At 53.9% G+C, this 17545-nt stretch carries 17 protein-coding genes; 10 read left to right on the forward strand and 7 right to left on the reverse strand.

Annotated elements, in window-relative coordinates; translation table 11 throughout:
* Window positions 1-24: 24 nt before the first annotated feature.
* Window positions 25-2031, reverse strand: coding sequence for a LysM peptidoglycan-binding domain-containing protein (locus BM123_RS21075; RefSeq protein WP_090172629.1), 2007 nt, complete (start codon window positions 2029-2031; stop codon window positions 25-27).
* A 175-nt stretch (window positions 2032-2206) separates the two neighbouring features.
* Here BM123_RS21075 and BM123_RS21080 point away from each other — a divergent pair, with 175 nt between their 5' ends.
* The 9 genes from BM123_RS21080 to BM123_RS21120 all read left to right on the forward strand — a co-directional run bounded on the left by BM123_RS21080 (window position 2207) and on the right by BM123_RS21120 (window position 12694).
* Window positions 2207-2950 carry an HpcH/HpaI aldolase family protein gene (locus BM123_RS21080; protein WP_175489501.1) on the forward strand — a complete coding sequence of 248 codons (744 nt, stop codon included), beginning with the start codon at window positions 2207-2209 and terminating at the stop codon, window positions 2948-2950.
* 234 nt (window positions 2951-3184) lie between these two features.
* Entirely contained in the window at window positions 3185-4552 is a 1368-nt protein-coding gene (locus BM123_RS21085; protein WP_175489502.1) for a M23 family metallopeptidase, read from the forward strand.
* Between the two features lie 232 nt (window positions 4553-4784).
* On the forward strand, window positions 4785-7184 hold the full coding sequence (locus BM123_RS21090; RefSeq protein ID WP_090172635.1) for a hypothetical protein: 2400 nt from the start codon (window positions 4785-4787) through the stop codon (window positions 7182-7184).
* Entirely contained in the window at window positions 7181-7912 is a 732-nt protein-coding gene (locus BM123_RS21095; RefSeq protein ID WP_090172637.1) for a hypothetical protein, read from the forward strand. The genes BM123_RS21090 and BM123_RS21095 overlap by 4 nt, the downstream gene beginning before the upstream one ends.
* 54 nt (window positions 7913-7966) lie before the next feature.
* Window positions 7967-9301: a cation:proton antiporter domain-containing protein gene (locus BM123_RS21100; protein WP_090172639.1), complete on the forward strand. Its 1335-nt coding sequence runs from the start codon at window positions 7967-7969 to the stop codon at window positions 9299-9301.
* 155 nt (window positions 9302-9456) lie between these two features.
* Window positions 9457-10026 carry a metallophosphoesterase family protein gene (locus BM123_RS21105; protein WP_245748643.1) on the forward strand — a complete coding sequence of 190 codons (570 nt, stop codon included), beginning with the start codon at window positions 9457-9459 and terminating at the stop codon, window positions 10024-10026.
* Window positions 10027-10056: 30 nt separating this feature from the next.
* A complete protein-coding gene (gene moaA / locus BM123_RS21110) occupies window positions 10057-11037 on the forward strand; it encodes a GTP 3',8-cyclase MoaA (RefSeq protein WP_090172643.1) in 981 nt (326 codons plus the stop codon).
* 122 nt (window positions 11038-11159) lie between these two features.
* A complete protein-coding gene (gene moaC, locus BM123_RS21115) occupies window positions 11160-11663 on the forward strand; it encodes a cyclic pyranopterin monophosphate synthase MoaC (RefSeq protein WP_090172645.1) in 504 nt (167 codons plus the stop codon).
* A complete protein-coding gene (locus BM123_RS21120) occupies window positions 11660-12694 on the forward strand; it encodes a HesA/MoeB/ThiF family protein (protein WP_090172647.1) in 1035 nt (344 codons plus the stop codon). The genes moaC and BM123_RS21120 overlap by 4 nt, the downstream gene beginning before the upstream one ends.
* A gap of 48 nt (window positions 12695-12742) precedes the next feature.
* Here the strand turns inward: BM123_RS21120 and BM123_RS21125 are convergent, their stop codons facing one another.
* The 4 genes from BM123_RS21125 to BM123_RS21140 form a co-directional block, all read right to left on the reverse strand.
* Window positions 12743-13159 (reverse strand): molybdenum cofactor biosynthesis protein MoaE, encoded by a 417-nt coding sequence (locus BM123_RS21125; RefSeq protein WP_090172649.1) that lies wholly within the window; start codon window positions 13157-13159, stop codon window positions 12743-12745.
* Window positions 13160-13246: 87 nt separating this feature from the next.
* Window positions 13247-13492 (reverse strand): MoaD/ThiS family protein, encoded by a 246-nt coding sequence (locus BM123_RS21130; RefSeq protein ID WP_090172651.1) that lies wholly within the window; start codon window positions 13490-13492, stop codon window positions 13247-13249.
* Window positions 13492-13923, reverse strand: coding sequence for a Dabb family protein (locus BM123_RS21135; RefSeq protein ID WP_090172653.1), 432 nt, complete (start codon window positions 13921-13923; stop codon window positions 13492-13494). Before BM123_RS21135 ends, BM123_RS21130 begins: the two co-directional genes overlap by 1 nt.
* Before the next feature lie 48 nt (window positions 13924-13971).
* Complete coding sequence (locus tag BM123_RS21140; protein WP_090172655.1) at window positions 13972-14295, reverse strand: Dabb family protein; 324 nt, start codon at window positions 14293-14295, stop codon at window positions 13972-13974.
* Between the two features lie 105 nt (window positions 14296-14400).
* On the opposite strand from BM123_RS21140, the gene BM123_RS21145 reads away from it, so the two are divergent.
* Entirely contained in the window at window positions 14401-15027 is a 627-nt protein-coding gene (locus BM123_RS21145; RefSeq protein WP_090172657.1) for a rhomboid family intramembrane serine protease, read from the forward strand.
* A gap of 17 nt (window positions 15028-15044) precedes the next feature.
* Here the strand turns inward: BM123_RS21145 and BM123_RS21150 are convergent, their stop codons facing one another.
* Both BM123_RS21150 and BM123_RS21155 read right to left on the reverse strand, forming a co-directional pair.
* Window positions 15045-15944 carry a mechanosensitive ion channel family protein gene (locus BM123_RS21150; RefSeq protein ID WP_139212016.1) on the reverse strand — a complete coding sequence of 300 codons (900 nt, stop codon included), beginning with the start codon at window positions 15942-15944 and terminating at the stop codon, window positions 15045-15047.
* 113 nt (window positions 15945-16057) lie between these two features.
* Window positions 16058-17545: T9SS type A sorting domain-containing protein (locus BM123_RS21155; protein ID WP_139212017.1), on the reverse strand; the 1488-nt coding region annotated here is incomplete at its 5' end.

The raw sequence follows: 17545 nt of genomic DNA on the forward strand, positions 1-17545 counted from the left end.
AGATAATCGTTTTATAACCTTTGCTTAGTTTACGTACAGTTTCTGGAACGGCACGATGACATCCGTGGTTTTCAGATTATTGAGCCGGCGGATTTCGTCGGTCGTAATGCCATAACGACGGGAGATCGAGTAGAGGCTCTCTCCTTCCTGCACGAGGTGGAAGGCCCGGTTAGAGGGAGCCGTTGCGGGAGCGGAGTAATTCACGTTGGCGCCTACCGGAGTTCCGTATGCACTGGGGGTAGCTGCCGGTGTGCTGTAAGTAGAGGGCGCATACGCAGGTGCAGTGGTCGTTTGTTGAGGAGCAGGGTAAGAACCGTAAGTGGACGGGTTCGTAGCCGGAGCAGCCGTTGAAGGTCCGCGGCTCTCTAATGTCCCCATACTGGAAGACGAAGGAACGTTCGCATCAGGTACCACCTGCCCGAAGTTCGGGTTGTTATTAATCTGGGTAGACGGAGCCTGAGTAGCTGGCTGCTGATACCCCTGTGGCGCCCGGTAAGTAGGAGTGGTCGTTCCTACCGGCGTACCGGTTTGCTGTTGCTGCACCTGCGGAGCGGGTTGCCCGTACGCCTGCGGAGTCGCTGGCTGCTGACCGTAAGCCTGTGGTGCTGCTGTCTGGCCGTAGGGCTGCGGTGTGGCCGGGGCCTGCTGCCCATAGGCCGCCGGAGCCGCCAGGCTTGCTGCCGCAGTAGGAGCCGGGCAGTTGCAGTCCGAGGTTTTCAGCCGCTCCCCAACCCGTGGAACCGTGTTAGCGCCCAGGTCATTGATCTCCCGGAATTTAGCGGAGGTGTAGCCATACTTCAACGCGATGCTGGCCACCGTTTCGCCCGGCTGAACGGTATGAAGATCTTCTCCGTATACCGCCTGACCACCACGGCTGGTCTGATCCTGGCCATAGGCCTGGGGCTGTGCTACCGTACCGTAAGGAGTCGGTTGGGCAGATCCGGTGTTAGCGTTGGCAACCTGACCGCCACCGTAAACAGGTACCGTAGGCTGGTTTTGCGCAACAGCCGCCTGGGCGGTCGTCGTGGAAACAGCCAGTTGCTGGCCGGGGAAAAGGTCGTTACTCGTCAGGCCATTGTTGGCGCGGATGGCATCTGGCGTGGTACCGTATTTACGGCTGATGGCGTAGAGCGTTTCTCCCTTAACCACGGTGTGAACAACGCTGTTGGTGACTGGGGTGGTTGACGATGACTGCCCGCCATACCCACTGGATTCCGGCTGGCGCACGATCGGCGCCTGTATATTCGGTGGAGTGTATACGGGTTGGGTACCGTAAGCAGCAGGAGCTGGAGTAGCACTGGCCACGGCGTTAGCGTTGGCGCACACGTTACTCAGGTAGTTCGCTACGGGGAGGCCGTTTACCTGCTTGGCGAGAATAACGCCGCCGGTAGTGGAAACACCGTCACTACCCAACCGGCGTTCAAAGACGCCGATCTCTGGTGAAATCCGGTAATCAATAACCGGGTAGGAAGAGTTAGGCTTGAGTTGGCGGAAGAGGAAGTAGCCTTTACAGGGGCTGGTTTCGCGGCCCTCAAAGTAGACTTTAGCCCCCGGGTTGTTGTAGGCCAGGTTCTCTCCAATAATACCGTTCTCGGTATCGAACTGAAAGCCCGTAAGTGGAGAGTTGTAGCTAAAGTTATTGCCTCTCCGCTGGAAAACGGCGCCCATCACGACGGGCTGAATGAGGTACTGATTGTTAGCCGTCGGCAGCAAAATAAATACGCGGTCAACACCAGCATTAACGCGGTCAGCCAGGTCAAGGCTCAGTCTGGGGTCGTTGCAGTAAACATAGCCCTGCGGAAGGTAGCTTTGAACGGTGGCACCTTCAGCGCCTGTTTCCAGAATCAGACGATCACCGCCCGCCAACGGGAAGTGGTAAGCGTAATATTCCATGCGGGGCTGAGTGGCAATGGCCTGCTCATACAGCACACGGTCACCACAGGAACCGTCAAATAAGACAAATATCTGTTCGGCCTGTAAAGAGGCTGTTGCCACCAGCAACGCGGCGACAAAAGAGGTTAAGAACTTCATTAATTGGGACGTTTTGGTACAGTAAGTTTTAATATAACACCCTACAAATATAGATGTTTCCTATCTATAGGGTCAGGATTTAACTTTAGTGGCTGGGTATTTCAGACGTTCAGGTATGGAGAAGGACACCCCAAACCTGACGCCAGTAAGCCTCTTAAGAGAGTATATTAACGCCATGAATCTCCGCCAACGTCTGCAACAACCCACTCCTCTGCACAATCTTTTTCTTGTCACTCCCGCCAACTGGGAAGCTGAATGGATCGCTGATAGCTGGGAAAGCCTCACCCTTGACTTACAACACGGCATGATTGAAGGCCCCCACCTGCTTCCCATGCTACAAGCCATCAGAGCGGGAGGGAGCATCCCGCTGGCGCGGCTGGCCTGGAACCGGCCCGAAGGGGTTATGAAAGCTTTGGACTATGGCGTAGAGGGCCTGATCTGCCCGATGATAGACACGGCAGCAGACGCCGCGGCCTTCGTTCGCGCAACCAAATACCCGCCACTGGGGAATCGCAGCTTCGGCCCCTTCCGGGCCGGATCCCTGAACTGGGACAATTATTTTGATACCGCCAATGAAGAAACCCTTTGCTTTGCCATGATCGAAACTGCCGCCGCTGCCGATAATCTGGAAGCTATTGCCGCTACTCCCGGCCTGGATGGGCTCTACGTCGGCCCTTTCGACCTTAGTGTAAGCATGGGGCTGGAAAAGAAAGCGGATTTCTCCGATCCAGGCTTGCTGGCGATCATCGATCGCGTGTTAGCCGCCACCAAGCGGCATGGCTTGTTCTCCGCCGTATTCACCATCGACCCTGACGATGCTAAATTGATGGCGGGCAAGGGCTTCGATCTGATTACCTGCGGAACAGAGGATTTGATTTTTCGAGGGGCAATGCGTCGATGGCAAAAAAAGGTTTTCTGATAGTCCCGAAGGATACCATTGCTTCATTAGCTACAAACAACCTCCCCCTGCACCTGCGACCGCGCCCAATAACATCAGCAACCTGTAACCTGCAACCTGTTAACTTGCAACCCGTAACCTGCAACCTGTTAACAACCTGCAACTTTTTCCTATATTTGCCCCAGAACCCCCATGGTTCGAAAAAAGAGCAAAAGCGGCGTCGACGAGAAAGCGCCCGAACGAAACAACTCAAACGTGAATTTACCGCATCGACTGCGGAAACTCCACCTTCCCCGGGTGGCTCTTGTTTCCGCGTTTTGCCTGTTAATCTGTGGTGGTATCCTCTACTCTTTAGTAGCGCTATCTCCTGCTCCACCGGCTCCCCAACTATCTGAGACCTCGTTCCCGATGACGTCGCCAACCGTTCGGTATGGCCTCGCACTGGATACTATGAACCTGCGGATAGACACCATCCAAAATGGTCAAACGCTTTCTGACATTTTGCTGGCGCAGGGCCTGGACAATCAGCAAACCTTCGACGCTGCCAACACTTTCAACGAGCTGCTGGACGTCAGGAACCTTCGGGCCGGACGTTTATTCAGCATTCTGGACGACCCCGACACGGAAGGGGCAGACTATCTCGTTTATCAACCCTCCATCTACGAATACGTACGTCTTGATCTTCGGGGAGAAGAAAAATCCGAGCGTGTACGGCTGCCCGTAAGAACGGAAACCGCGCTTGCCGCCGGTCGTATTGAAAGCAACCTCTGGAATGCAATGACGGGGGCCGGACTCAGTTATGCGCTCACGGACCGGATGGAAGACGCCCTGCAATGGTCCATCGATTTTTACCACGTACAGCCCAACGATGCTTTTCAGCTCGTTTACGAAAAGAAATTCGTGGAAGGGGAAGAAGCAGCCCCGGGCATGGTTCTCGGTGCCCGCTACAGCACTGACGGTGAAGATATTTATGCTTTCTGGTATGAGAGCCCCGACAGTACCTACTCTGGTTACTTCGGCCTGAACGGGGAACCGATGAAGTCTACCTTCCTGAAGTCCCCCGTCCGTTTTAGCCGGATGAGCAGCGCCTTTAACATGACCCGCTTTCACCCGGTACTCAAGCGGGTGCGCCCTCACCTGGGAACGGATTATGCTGCGCCTTACGGCACGCCCATTCTCGCCGTCGCTGATGGCGTCATCGTAGAGCGTGGACGCCGTGGTGGCAACGGAAACTTCGTTAAAGTTCGCCACAGCAAACAGTACACTACCCAATATCTGCACATGCAGAAGTTTGCCGATGGCCATAAAGTTGGCAGCCGCGTCAAGCAGGGAGAAACCATCGGCTACGTTGGCAGCACGGGTCTGGCTACCGGTCCGCACGTTTGTTTCAGGTTCTGGAAAGACGGTCGCCAGATCGACCATACCAAACTCCGCTTCCCGCCGGCCAAGGCGATGCCCGATAGCCTGCTGCCTGAATTCATCGTCCAGCGGGATGCATTTCTCGAACAGCTCAATTCAATCGGGCAGCCCGTTCAGGATACGGAGCAACAAATTCTTGATGGCGCCCAACTGCTAAAGGAAATGGCTGAAATCAAGAAAGAAAACCAACCGGAAGCAAAGTAACTTTCACCGAAGGTTTTTTCACTTCATTTTCATGACGTAGCCGCTGGCCGGAACACTTTGTCAGGCTTAGCGCTGCCCGCAGGTGCCCGCTTAAGTTGAAGGGCAGAGAAAGGCTGACGCCAACCCTCCGATTGCCTCCTTAGAGTAGCGGAAAAAGGTTGTTTATCAACCAAAAAAAGGTCCGCCCCAAAATCCCGGCGATCTCCGCCGGGGATTGCGTAAATTGCCCTCCATGGCAACAAGCGAACTTCTTATCAACAGTCAGGAAGCCTTTACGGAGACCGTCAGTATGGCCATCGAGCAGGTGGCTTCGCCTGACAGTAGTTTCCACGACGACATCAACCACCTGGCCGATCGGACGCGCCAACTGGCCAGTCGGATCATCGAGCAGGGGGATGCCTGTCCTGTTGGAGCAGCTGAAACCGAAACGGACATCAACTGCCGCATTACCCATTTTGAATGGGCGGATCAGGCCAAGCATTTCCTTCTCCTTTACCGAAACATCCAGCTACAACTACAAACGGCCTCCTTGCTCGTACACGACGGGCAGGCCGAACCCGGCCTGGTTAATGAGCTCCACCAACGCTCCACTAAAGTGCTCCGCGAGGCACTGCAGGAGTGGGAAGAAACGGACAGCCAACGCCGGAAAGTCTTGATGGCCAACCCTAAGCGACGGGCGCAGGAACTGGAACGCTGGGCCTTGCTGCACAACCCATGGCCGGAATACCGGCAACAGTTTGAAACGATAAAGAAACAGGCTGATGACCTGGCTCAGGAGCATGAAATGCTTCAGGCTCAGACCGTCATTTTCAAGGATCTGCGGCAGTTGCTGCTCGAATCGATTAGCACCGCCGATAATGCGATGCATCAGGCGGATGAGCGTGCGAGGGAGATCGTCAGGTTCCTGGAAGCCACGGAAGGGGAAGAATCCAAAGCCCGGCCCGGCCAGATTGCCACCAAGTTGGATGAAGGCCTCAGTGAATCAGACGCCGTCCCCCGCCTGTCAGAAATGACAAATCAGCTCTCTACCCTCATTTCCCGGCTGGCCGAGACCAGCCGGGTGACCGTTGGCGCCGATTATGGCGTTATGAGCTACAAAGACATCAACTTCCGCAAAGCCACCGATCAATGGATCTCAGCCGAAGTGATGCCTCAACTCTATGAGCTGTGGGAACTGAGTGAACAGGTAACCAATGGCCTTAGTGTGGCCACGGCTAATGCCCGAAACCGCGCCCTGCTGATGGCCAGCGAATCGGCGGAAGCCGTTCCTTACGACCTCAGCCAACTCCGGCAGCCCTTCGAAGCTTTCCTGAAACGCTCCGGGAATACCCACGAAAGTTTCGATGAAATTGCCGCCATGACGAAGGAGTTGGTGGAAAAAGATCTTCGCCTTTCGGCCGTTTACCGCCCTACCCCGGGTTTCCTGCCCTTACCGTTGCAGTCGGGCATTAACGAATTTACCCGCCGACAGGGCCGGCTACTAACGGATGTCCGTGAGTGGTTTGGCTCCACCTTCGCAGGATTTGACCGCCTGCGCGGCAAAGCCGCACGGGAAGATAAAATGAGCGTATCTGAAAAAACGGTCCGCGTTATTCGCCAGCGTTCAGCCCCTTCGAACAACTCGGCCTACACCAACATCCTGATGACAAAGGGATACATCGGTGAATCCTTTCTCGTTGGCCGGGAAGAAGAAACAGCTCATATTCAACGACTTATCAACAACTGGAAAAATGGGTTCCGCGGCGCGGTTATCTTAACCGGACAACGGCTCTCCGGGCGGACACTGTTCGGAGAACTGGTCACTAATCGCTTTTTCCCGTCCAATGGCATCCGCCTGCTCCCCAACAGTACAATTAACATTCAGGGGCGGCGCTTCCAGACGACTGGCAACCTTTGTGATGCCCTTGACTTCATCGTCAAATATGGTATACAGTCTCGCCCCCTTGTCTGGATCGATGACCTGGAGACCTGGTGGGACAACGACACCTCACTGTCAGAGAACATTCGTAAGCTCAGCGCTCACATCGACAACAACTCCGGGAAAATCTTTTATCTGGTTTCCACTACCAATGCGGTATATGACCACCTGAATCGCTTCCGGGAGCTAAACCGGATTTTCCAATCGGAAGTAAACCTCGATGATTTCAGCCTTGCCGATATGCAGCGGGCGGTACTGATCCGCCACGGCGCTACGCATAAGATGATGGTCGATGCGGAGGGCGAGCCATTGACGGAGACGGCCTTCGCCAAATTGATCAAAAAGCTACACCGCTCCAGCAACGGCGTCATTGGGGATACGCTCAACAAATGGGCCTACCTGACCGAGCGGGTTGACGAGGAAAGGGTTACCCCCTGCCAGGACCGGCAGTATTATCTGCCGGATTTTCTGACGGCAGATACCGGCATCCTGCTATCAACCATCTTCCTCGAGAAACGAACCAATGAATACCGTCTGCGTAAGCTCATGGGGCCCGCTTTTCAGTCCCACTACCGCAGCGTTTTGCTGCGTCTTCAGCGGGTCGGTCTGGTGACCAGGCACAATGATGGCTGGTTGGAAATCCCCGAAAGCGTAGTCAATGAAGTAGCCCGACTGCTGAAAAGAAACGAATACCTTAAAACCACTATCCGATGAGTGAATTCTTACAGGTCCGCTTTGACTGGACGGATTTGCTTTTTGCCGCTATCCTGCTTTTCGTGGGCTACCTGCTGCTGCAATTTATGAGTCAACGGCTCAGGCGCAAGCCGTTACTGGGCCGTTTTACCAGGCAGGTGGAAGAGACACTCTCCGCCATACTCTTGCTGTATGAGCCCATCAGCATCTTACTGCTGGGCATCATTCTGCTCTTTATCAGCCCTTTACCCCATGGTATACTTTTGCTGCTCATCGTTACGGCAGGGTTCTCCCGGCTTCGGGATTACTTCAGCGGTCGGGTGCTGCTCTTTAAGCCGCTGGTGAAAGAGGGTAAAAGGATGAAGACTGGTAAATCCACCGGTGTCATTACCCAGATCAATCGCCTGGGGCTTTACCTGCAAACCAGCGAAGGATTACACTTTGTGAACTATTCCAGCCTGCTGACTGAAGGCTACTCGCTGGTAACCGGTAAGGAATATGGTGGGTATTACCAGTTGAATATCACACCACCAGCGGCGGAGAAAGAGGCACACCCCTTTCGGTTTCTGCAGGACAAGTTCCTCACGACGCCTTACCTCGACCGCTCCTTCCGCCCGGAACTCTTCCCCGGAGACAGCTCAGAACATAAAATAAAAGCCCGGATCTCCGTCCGGGAAGAAAAACATCTGCGCGAGTTACTCTCGCTTATGGCAGAATGGGGCTACCCGGCAACGGTTGCTAAAAAATAAGACCGCCTTTCTCTTTCTACTCTTCTACCTTTTTATCTATTATTTTCTAGACTTATGGAACACATTGATCCGTATACCCTCCTCATCGAGGCGTCTTTAATAATCATCCTCTCCTTCTTTTTTGGAATCCTTTCCAAAAAGACGAATATCCCGTCCGTTCTGATGCTGATCGTTTTGGGTATCGTCCTGAAATTTGGCCTGGATGCCATGGGGATGGGCAACATCAATTTCTTTCCAGTTCTCGAAATTCTGGGAATTGTCGGGTTGATAATGATCGTACTTGAAGCAGCCCTTGAGCTAAAACTGGAACGTGATAAATATCTGGACATCGGGAAATCGTTGTTGATTGCCTTGATTGGCCTGGTGCTGTCAACCTGGGTGGCCGCCATGATCCTTGAGTACTTCGTGGAAGGTATGGACACCGGAACGGCCTGGCTCTACGCTACGCCACTGTCCATTTTGTCGAGCGCCATCATAATCCCCAGTGTTACCGGGCTGAAGGCCAGCAAAAAGGAATTCCACATCTATGAAAGTACTTTTTCCGACATCCTCGGCATCATGCTTTTCTATTTCCTGGAATCACAGATGCATGGAGGAGCGGACGCCCTTGGCGGTCATGGAATCGAAGTCGCAGAGCACAGTAGCCAGCTGGTCGAGGTTTTACTATATCTGGGCATGATCCTGGTCACCATCCTCGTCTCTTTGATTGCCAGTTACCTCATCGTGCTGATTTTCCAGAACATCAAGTCGCACGTCAAGCTTTTCCTGCTCATTGCCGTTCTCCTGTTTCTCTATGCATTAGGTAAGAAAGCCCACCTCTCTTCTCTTATCATCATTCTTGTTTTCGGCCTGTTGATCGCAAATATGAAACTGTTTTTCCGTGGTCGGCTTAAGCAATGGCTCAACTACAAGCAAGCCATGCACATCTATGAAGACCTGCACGTTGTGACGATCGAGACGGCCTTCGTCGTCCGTACTTTTTTCTTCGTCATCTTCGGTATCACGATCTCGCTGGCTTCGCTGGTAAGCGTCGACGTGGCCATCGTCAGCCTGCTGATTATCCTGAGCATCTATCTGATCCGGTTTGCGATCCTGCGTATTTTCATTGGCAAGGATATCCTGCCACAACTGTTTATCGCTCCGCGTGGCCTGATCACCATCCTGCTCTTCTACGCTATTCCGGAGGAGTTCATCGTTCCCGGCTTTGAGCCCGGCATCCTGCTGTTTATCATCATCGGCACGAGCCTCGTGATGACGCTGGCAATGATTCGTGACAAGAAAAGAACGGGTGCCGCCCTGCGTAAAGCAGGTGAAACACCCATTGGTTACGAACGCTGGCGGGCGCCTACACTGGCGGAAACGATTGTAGAAAAAGAGCCGGAGGGGTAAGGAAGTAAGGGGGATAAAGGAGTAAGGGGGCATGGGTCAAGGCAGTGCTCCTGCACGATTATTTTGGGCGCGGACGCAGGTGCAGGGGAGGTTGGAGGAGCCGTGTTGCCTGCTTACCTCTGCAACTTATCGTCATCAGGGACTGTTTAGCCCCGATGACCCATTCTGATATGAACTACTGGTTTACTGCCGACACTCACTTCGGCCACAAAAACATCATCAAATTCACCGACCGCCCTTTCCACTCTGCAGAAGAGATGGACGAAGCGCTCATCGCAAACTGGAACGCCCGGGTTGCCCCAGATGACGAAGTCTACCACCTCGGCGACTTTGCCCTCAACAGCCCCGCCCGGTGCCGCAGGATCATAGCCCGGCTCAATGGAAAGATCCACCTCATTCGTGGTAACCACGACAAGACGGCAGATGCCTGCGCGGACCAATTCGTCTGGATAAAAGACTACCACGAACTTCAAATCCCCGACTCCGATGCTCACCGTGGCACCCGTCACCTGATGTTACTGCACTACGCCATGCGTGTCTGGAACGGCAGCCACCACGGCACCTACCATCTCTTCGGGCACAGCCATGGCACACTGGAGGACGACCCCACTTCCCGATCCATTGACGTAGGCGTAGACGTGCATGGCTTTGCACCGATAAGCTACGCAGAGGTAAAAACTTTATTGGAGGCAAAAAGCTGGGTTTCCCCCTTAAGCCAAAGCTGAAGTCCTTACCTTGCCAACTAATTCAAGCCTATGCTTTTCGACAATCACGGCCGGCAAACCACTTACCTCCGCCTGGCGGTAACGGATCGCTGTAACCTGCGTTGCCGCTATTGCATGCCAGCCGAAGGCATTGACTTCTCCCCAAAAGATGAACTGCTCACTTACGAGGAGATCCTTCATCTCTGCGGCGTACTGGCTGACCTGGGCGTCAATAAAGTACGCCTGACGGGAGGCGAGCCCCTGGCTCGCCGCAACATCACTTCACTCGTCGCCGGGCTTAGCGAACAGTTCGAAAAACTGGCCATAACCACCAACGGCATTCTCCTGCCACCGATGCTGGATGAGCTAATCGGCTACGGACTCACCAACTACAACCTAAGCCTGGACACGCTGAACGCCGAAAAATTTGCCCTGGTCACCCGCCGGGATGATTTCGGGGGCACCTGGGCCGCACTTGAGGCGCTGCTGGCTCGTGGCGTCCGTACCAAGATCAACGTGGTGGTGCTCAAAGGCACTAACGATGAAGAACTGGCCGACTTTGTCGCCCTGACTGAAGACCGCGCTCTCGATGTCCGCTTTATCGAAGCCATGCCCTTTAATGATGATGACGGCAACCATCACCTTTACTTATCGGCCCGGCAGATTCTGGACAATCTAAGGGAGACCTACCCTACCCTGGCCTCCGAGGCCGGAGACGATGCGCACGCCAGTTCACTCGCATACCGGGTGCCTGGTTTTCGGGGCAGCGTTGGCATAATCCCGGCCTACAGCCGGAGTCTCTGCGGCAGCTGCAACCGGCTCCGGCTAACGCCGAAGGGTACACTGCTGAATTGCCTCTACTCCACCAAAGGGCTGGAACTCAGGCCCCTGCTCCGCGCCGGCATTGGTGCGGCGGACCTTTCCGACCTCATCGTCGAATTCGTAAAAGGAAAACACGCTACCGGGCAGGATACTGAACGGCTGGAGCAGGCGGGCGGTATTTTTGCCAGTATGACTAGTATTGGGGGGTAAGTTCATTTTCGGGTATAACTGTACTTGTACCCGAAACACCTCAGCCAGGTTCTCCGGTATAACTGTACTTATACCCGAAAAGTCTGCACAACCGTACCTTCACCCCCAGTAAATCTTCCCTTATGCCCTTCACTCACCTCAATAAAGACGGAAAACCTGAAATGGTCGACGTTGGCGACAAAGCCGTCACCACCCGTGTAGCGGTAGCCGAATGCCGGGTGGTTTTGGGAGAAGAAATCATGGCCACCCTTTCTGCTAACGACTTCAACAGCAAGAAAGGCTCCATCATTCAGACGGCGGTCATCGCCGGCACGATGGCCGTCAAACAGACCTGGTCCGTCATTCCACTCTGCCACGCCATCCCGATTATGGGGTGCTCGGTGAATATTGCGGGCGCTAACGTGGTCACTGAGCCTGCCGAATGTGCAGGTGCATTGAAAGTTACTTGCAAAGTGAGAACCGAAGGTAAAACGGGCGTCGAGATGGAGGCCCTGCACGGTGCCTCCGTAGCAGCCCTGACCATTTATGACATGTGCAAGAGCATGAGCCACGACATCCACATCGAGGGTCTCCGGCTGGTGAGTAAAACGGGGGGCAAGAGCGACTACCTAAAGCCTACTGAATGAGTCCTGAAGACAAACGGCGCTACGCCCGCCAAACCATATTACCCGGCATTGGCACCGAAGGGCAGCAAAAACTCGCAGCGAGCAAAGTGCTGATCGCTGGTTGCGGCGGCCTCGGCGGCCCGGTGGCCGCCTACCTGGCCGGAGCGGGCGTTGGGGAGCTTACCCTCGTAGACGGGGATAGCCCGGCCATCAGCAACCTACATCGTCAGGTGTTCTTCTCCTCCGATTCCGAAGGAACTAAAGCCGAAGCCCTGGCCCGGCACTGCCTTCAACTTAACCCTGGCACCTGCGTCCGCGCCGTCAACGAATACATCAGCCCGAAGAACATCAAGTCCCTCGTTGAATCCGCCGACCTCGTGCTCGACTGCACCGATGACGCGATCACCAAGCATTTGATCAACGACGCTTGTGTCCTCCTCCGCACCCCGCTCGTCTACGCCGCCGCCCAGGCTTTTGAAGGCTACCTCGCCCTGTTCCCAAACCGGCAGTCCGGCGATGTCCACCTGCGGGACCTGTTCCCCAGGCCCGACCCCGCCCTACCCGATTGTGCTACCACGGGAGTACTGCCCACCGCCGTTGGCACCGTCGCTCTCCTGCAGGCCAATGCCGCGCTTTGCTACCTGCTCGGCATCGGAGAACCTCCCATCGACTGCCTGCTCACCTACGGCGCACTCAACAACCAACAGCACCGCCTCCGGATTCGAAAAACATACACCATGCCCATTACTCCTCCCTGGACCAATCCCCGCCCGGGCCGCGCCGACCTCGAAACCGACAACTTCGATCTCTCTGCCTACGACGCTGTCTTCAGCATGCTCGATGAGCAACGCGAACCCGAGCTGCCCGAAGGCGTCATTCGCGTCACCAAGCGTAACCCCTTCGGCCAGTGTCTCGAACACATGGACACCAACGGCCGCTACCTCGTCTACTGCAATTCCGGCAAGTTGAGTCTCATGCTCGCCGCCCAGCTCCAAAAAGAAGGAATGCAAGCCCTTAGTCTGCGGGGAGGGCTGGTCGCCTTCGGTAGATAACCTCCGTGGACCTCTGTGACTACCTCTGCGCACCTCAGTGGTTAACCCCTAAGGCCGCGCATTAATCCAAAAGGACCCGTCCCCCCGAAACTCCTTCTTCCAGATCGGGACCCGCTCCTTCAGCCGGTCAATCACCCACTCACAGCCCGCAAAAGCAGCCTTGCGATGAACGCTGCTCACAGCAATGATCACGGCCACATCACCAATGTCCAATGCCCCCTTTCGGTGATGTAGTACCACGCTTTTGAGATCGTACAGCTCCAGTACTTCTTCTCCGATCTTACGCATTTCCTTGAGTGCCATCCCGTCATAACTATCAAACTCCAGACGGCTTACGTCTTCTCCCTGGTTATGGTTACGGATGGTGCCGACAAAGAGGCAAATACCGCCGCAGCTTGGATCCTGTACCGTGTTATAGCAGGTATCAATCGATAATGGTTGGTCCGAAATTTGTACGTCGATCATAATCTCAGCGGGCTAAGTAAGGCTTCATCTGTGCACTAATCCGTGCAAATCTGTGATAATCCGTGGTGAAAAATACTGCGCAGCAGCTCACCCGCCACTCACGGGAGGAATAATCACCAACTCATCTCCTTCTACCAAAACCTCCTCTGGTAACGCATAGGCTTCGTTCCGGGCAATCGCAAAATCGCTGAGTTCCCCAAAAGCAGGGTATGCTTCCAGGATTCGAGCCCGCAGGTCAGATACCGTAGCTCCCGGAGCTAAGTCCGTCTTAAAAGATGCCGCCCCAACGATTTCCCGGGCCGCTGCGAAGGTGAGAATAGTATGATTTATCATCACTGCAAAACGTTGTCATACACCTGAACGCGTTTGAACTTCGCCTCCTGCTCCTCTACGAACTTCAGGTGAATGGGATGCTCCTGATAGATATCGTGCCCGGCGACGTCGTCAAACCAGACGATTAGTGCGTAGTCAAAAGAATTATCCACCACACCACGGGATGGTGTCGAGGCTGCCGGCCCCACAAACATTCGCTTCACCGTTGGAATACCCTCCAGGCTCCAGACACCGTCTTCAAAGCTCTTAGCAGAAGCCTCGTCAACATCTTCATTCAACCAGAAGTAAACGGTGTGAATCAGCCCCGGCTCCGCGTCCGCATCAATCACTTTCTCGATATTGATCTCTTCTACGATCTCTTTGCTTTGTTGGCAGGCGACGAAGAGGAGCCCAAGGAAAAAGTAACAAAACAATAATGGCTTGATTTTCATATGGATTGCTTTTGGAGGCAATGTAGGGAATTTAGCGGGAGGATCGCATCAAGCCTTACTATCAAACACCTTCACCACCGCAAACTTCGCTGCCTGCTCGTCCACAAATTTCAGGTGAATCGGGTGCAGCTGATAGGCCAGCTGAGCCGCCTCATTTTCAAAGAAGAGATGAATTGAGTAATCGAAAGAGTGATCCGTTACGTCGCGGGATTCTGTTGCCGCTGGCGCGCCCCCATAAAAGTGAAGGACTTCCGGCACCGTACCGAGTTGTTCAGCGCCCCGAACGAAGTCGGCCCGCTCCTCCTCGCTAAGGGAAGGCTTCAGCCAAAAGTAAACGGTGTGGATCATACCTGGAGTTGGTGCGTTGCTCATGCTATGTTGTTTTAGATCGTGAAGGTAACATTATGGAAAAAATGCCTCGTGTTGACCAATCGTAAATCTTACGCGTTTATCCACTAAGCAAACTACCTTAGCGAAATGACTTATATCCTCATTGGCATCACTTGCCTCGTCAGCTTCATGGCGTTTAACAACCCTCAGTTACGGGCCAACATGCTTTTCATCCCCACTGCAGTCAAGAATCGCGGAGAGACTTATCGCTTTATTTCTCATGGTTTTATCCATGCTGACATGAGCCACCTTTTCTTCAATATGTACGCCCTGTACATCTTCGGTGGTATTGCTGAATACCAGTTTAATCGCATGTTCGGCCTCACCTTTGGCAATGTGGCTTATCTCCTCTTTTATCTTTCTGCCATCGCGGCCTCCAGCTACGTGGAATACACCCGAAGTCAGAACAACCCCGGCTACTCCGCGCTCGGTGCTTCCGGTGCCGTTGCGGCCATGATGTGGCCTTTCATTATGTACGCTCCCTGGGCCTGGTTCATCTTCCCGCCGCTTCCGGCTATTTTGTTGGGCATCGGCTACATTGCTTACAGCCACTATGCTGATCAAAGGGGGGGGAGTAATATTGGACATAACGCCCACCTTTGGGGCGCCATTTTTGGCCTGATCGCCTACTCCACTTTAGCGGGTTTTCTCGAACCGGATATCCTTTCGGAATTCTTCGGACGACTGATGCAGCCGCAGGGGCCTAATTTTTAACAACTGTACCGGAGGCTTTAGTCGGCAGACGGCAAGCGCCCGTCAAGCTCTTTTCCTACTCCGTGGGCTGCGACATAGCTAAAGATTTCCCGGACAGCCTTCCTCTTGGTTTCCCGCTGCAACTGACGGTCCATATTCTTTAGCTGAAACTGAAACTTCAGCTCCAGAAAATCCTTCTTTACCTCCATAATTTTCAGTAGGTAAGACTCCTCCTCAATGGCTTCAGCAAAGGGAGCGAGCGCCATCCGCAGTTCATCTTCCAGCACATCAAGATTACTGATCGCTTTGATGTCCATCTCAAAATCAACGTTCATCATTCGTACGTCTCTCCGGGTATAATTCACGATCTCATCAGCGTATACCCTGCCGTTGGGCAGGATAACAACATCGTCATTATCATTCAACAGGCGGATTTTCAACAGGCCAATATCCACTACTTTGCCCTTATATCCATGAAATTTGACGTAGTCTCCTACTTCAAAAACATCCGTAAAACTGTAGTAAAAACCTACAATGAGATCATTGACAAAGTCTTTCGAGATAATGGCAATAGCGGCAGCAACAATGCTCAACGAAGTAATCAGAGACTTTACATCAATCCCCATCAGGGTAAAAACTGTAAATACGGTCACCAGGCCGATAGAAAGCTTACGGATGTTTTCCACCCCAAAGATGAAGTTCTTACTGCCGCGCCGTCGCCCGTAATTGCGCCCCCGATAGAGTAATTTCACAAAACGCACCAGCAGGTTCAGTACGGCAACTGCCATGCCGAAGAAGAGTAAAGTTCTCCAAAATCCCGTTCGGAAGGCTCCCTCAAATACTTCCGGATCAAAATGTATCAAATAGATACCTGCCGAGAGGAGCACCAACTCAAGTATACCAAAAATAAAATGGGAGAGCAGACTTCTTTCCTTCATCGTTAAGGGGGCTTGTACCAAAATCGAAAGTACGGCAAACTTCAGCAGCTGCCGCACAAAAAAGCCCCGTTACTCCTTATGGAATAACGGGGCCTTGAATGTAGCTGGTTTTGCTAGCGAACCACCACCATTTTCTTCGTAGCGACAAAGTCGCCAGAAGTCAAGGTGTAAGTAAGTACGCCGGCAGCGCCGAAGTCTTTGGAAGTAAGATCAACGCGATTCATACCGGCAAGGGCGTCAAGCTGACGTACCAGCACAACGCGACCGGCAGCATCCTGAATACTCAGGGTAGCAGGGCCGGCAGTCGCCAGTTCGAAACGGATCGTCGTAGTCTCCACCACCGGGTTCGGCGTGTTCTGCAGCAGGGCGCTCACCGCAGGTGCAAGGGAAGAACCGTTGAAAGCAAGGCCAAGGCCGGTGCTCTCACCGTTCAGGTTTACCCCTTCGGTCCGTACCAGCGTCTCCGTCAGGCTCACCAGCTCGCTCAGGCGGCCGGCTTCCGTAGCGCGGACTTCCAGTGTCAGACTGATGGCTTCGTGCATCGCGACACCAATCAGCCCTTCACCAGCACGGTTGAGGTTCAATCCTCCCTCTCCTTCAAATGTTACGTCAATGAGCTCCAGACCGGCGGCCAGTTCGATCGTTCCCTGGAAGCCACGCATCTCAGCTGCCGTCAGGATCATCGTGTGCGTCTGACCAGCCTCCAGGCTGGTATCTTCCGTTTCCAGGTTCAACGCAGAACGACCGCCTTCGCGGACAACGTTACCCATCTCGATGGCAACGAAATCAACATTCGACAGTACACCCGCCAGGTCGTTCACATTGTACACCTCGGGGAAACTGGTCGCCCAGTTATTTGTCGTCAGCGTATACTCCTCCGTTACGAAGCGCCAGGTCTCTCCCGTCGCAAAGCTTTCGTCCAGGCCGAGGATCACCCGCTGGATGCCAACCATATCGAAGATCGTCAGAGCACCGTCCATGTCGATATCACCCGCTACGTAGTCATAGCCGTTGTCGAAGTCGCTCGTACCGAGAATCACACTACCGATCTTCACCACGTCAGAAATTTTCACTTCCGACAGGTCAACGGCAGCGTTGTAATTCGGCTCAACGGTGAAGTCTTCGCCCATAGCCAGTCCCGTAAAGCCGTAACCGCCGTTCGGGGCCGTTAGTGACATGATGTCCATACCGTCAGTCCCAGTCAGGTTGACTTCAACGCCTTCCATCAGGTCCTCGTCCTGGGTAGCAATGTTACCCGCTAAATTACCCGCGAGGTCACCGCCACAAAGACCGTCCTGGAACAGTTGTACCAGTACGAAGACCGCACAGTAATCCGCGCTTCCATTGTCGTCAATGGCGTAAACCCGGACCGGAACCGTAGAGTCATCATCACAGTCAAGGTCAATGCCCAGGCGGCCGGCAGCAGGAGCGAACCCAGCAGCGCCGGCTTCTTCTTCCGTGTAGATGCTGTACTTGTCGATGACGTTACCGAAGCAGTCCTCAACGTCAGAAGCGATGAAGTCAGATGCCCAGATAGCAGCCATGCCACCACCCTGGCCGTCAGGCATCAGCGTAACGGTCAGCTGACTGATACAGATCGG

This window comes from Neolewinella agarilytica (assembly GCF_900110645.1).
In the GTDB taxonomy this organism is placed as follows: domain Bacteria; phylum Bacteroidota; class Bacteroidia; order Chitinophagales; family Saprospiraceae; genus Neolewinella; species Neolewinella agarilytica.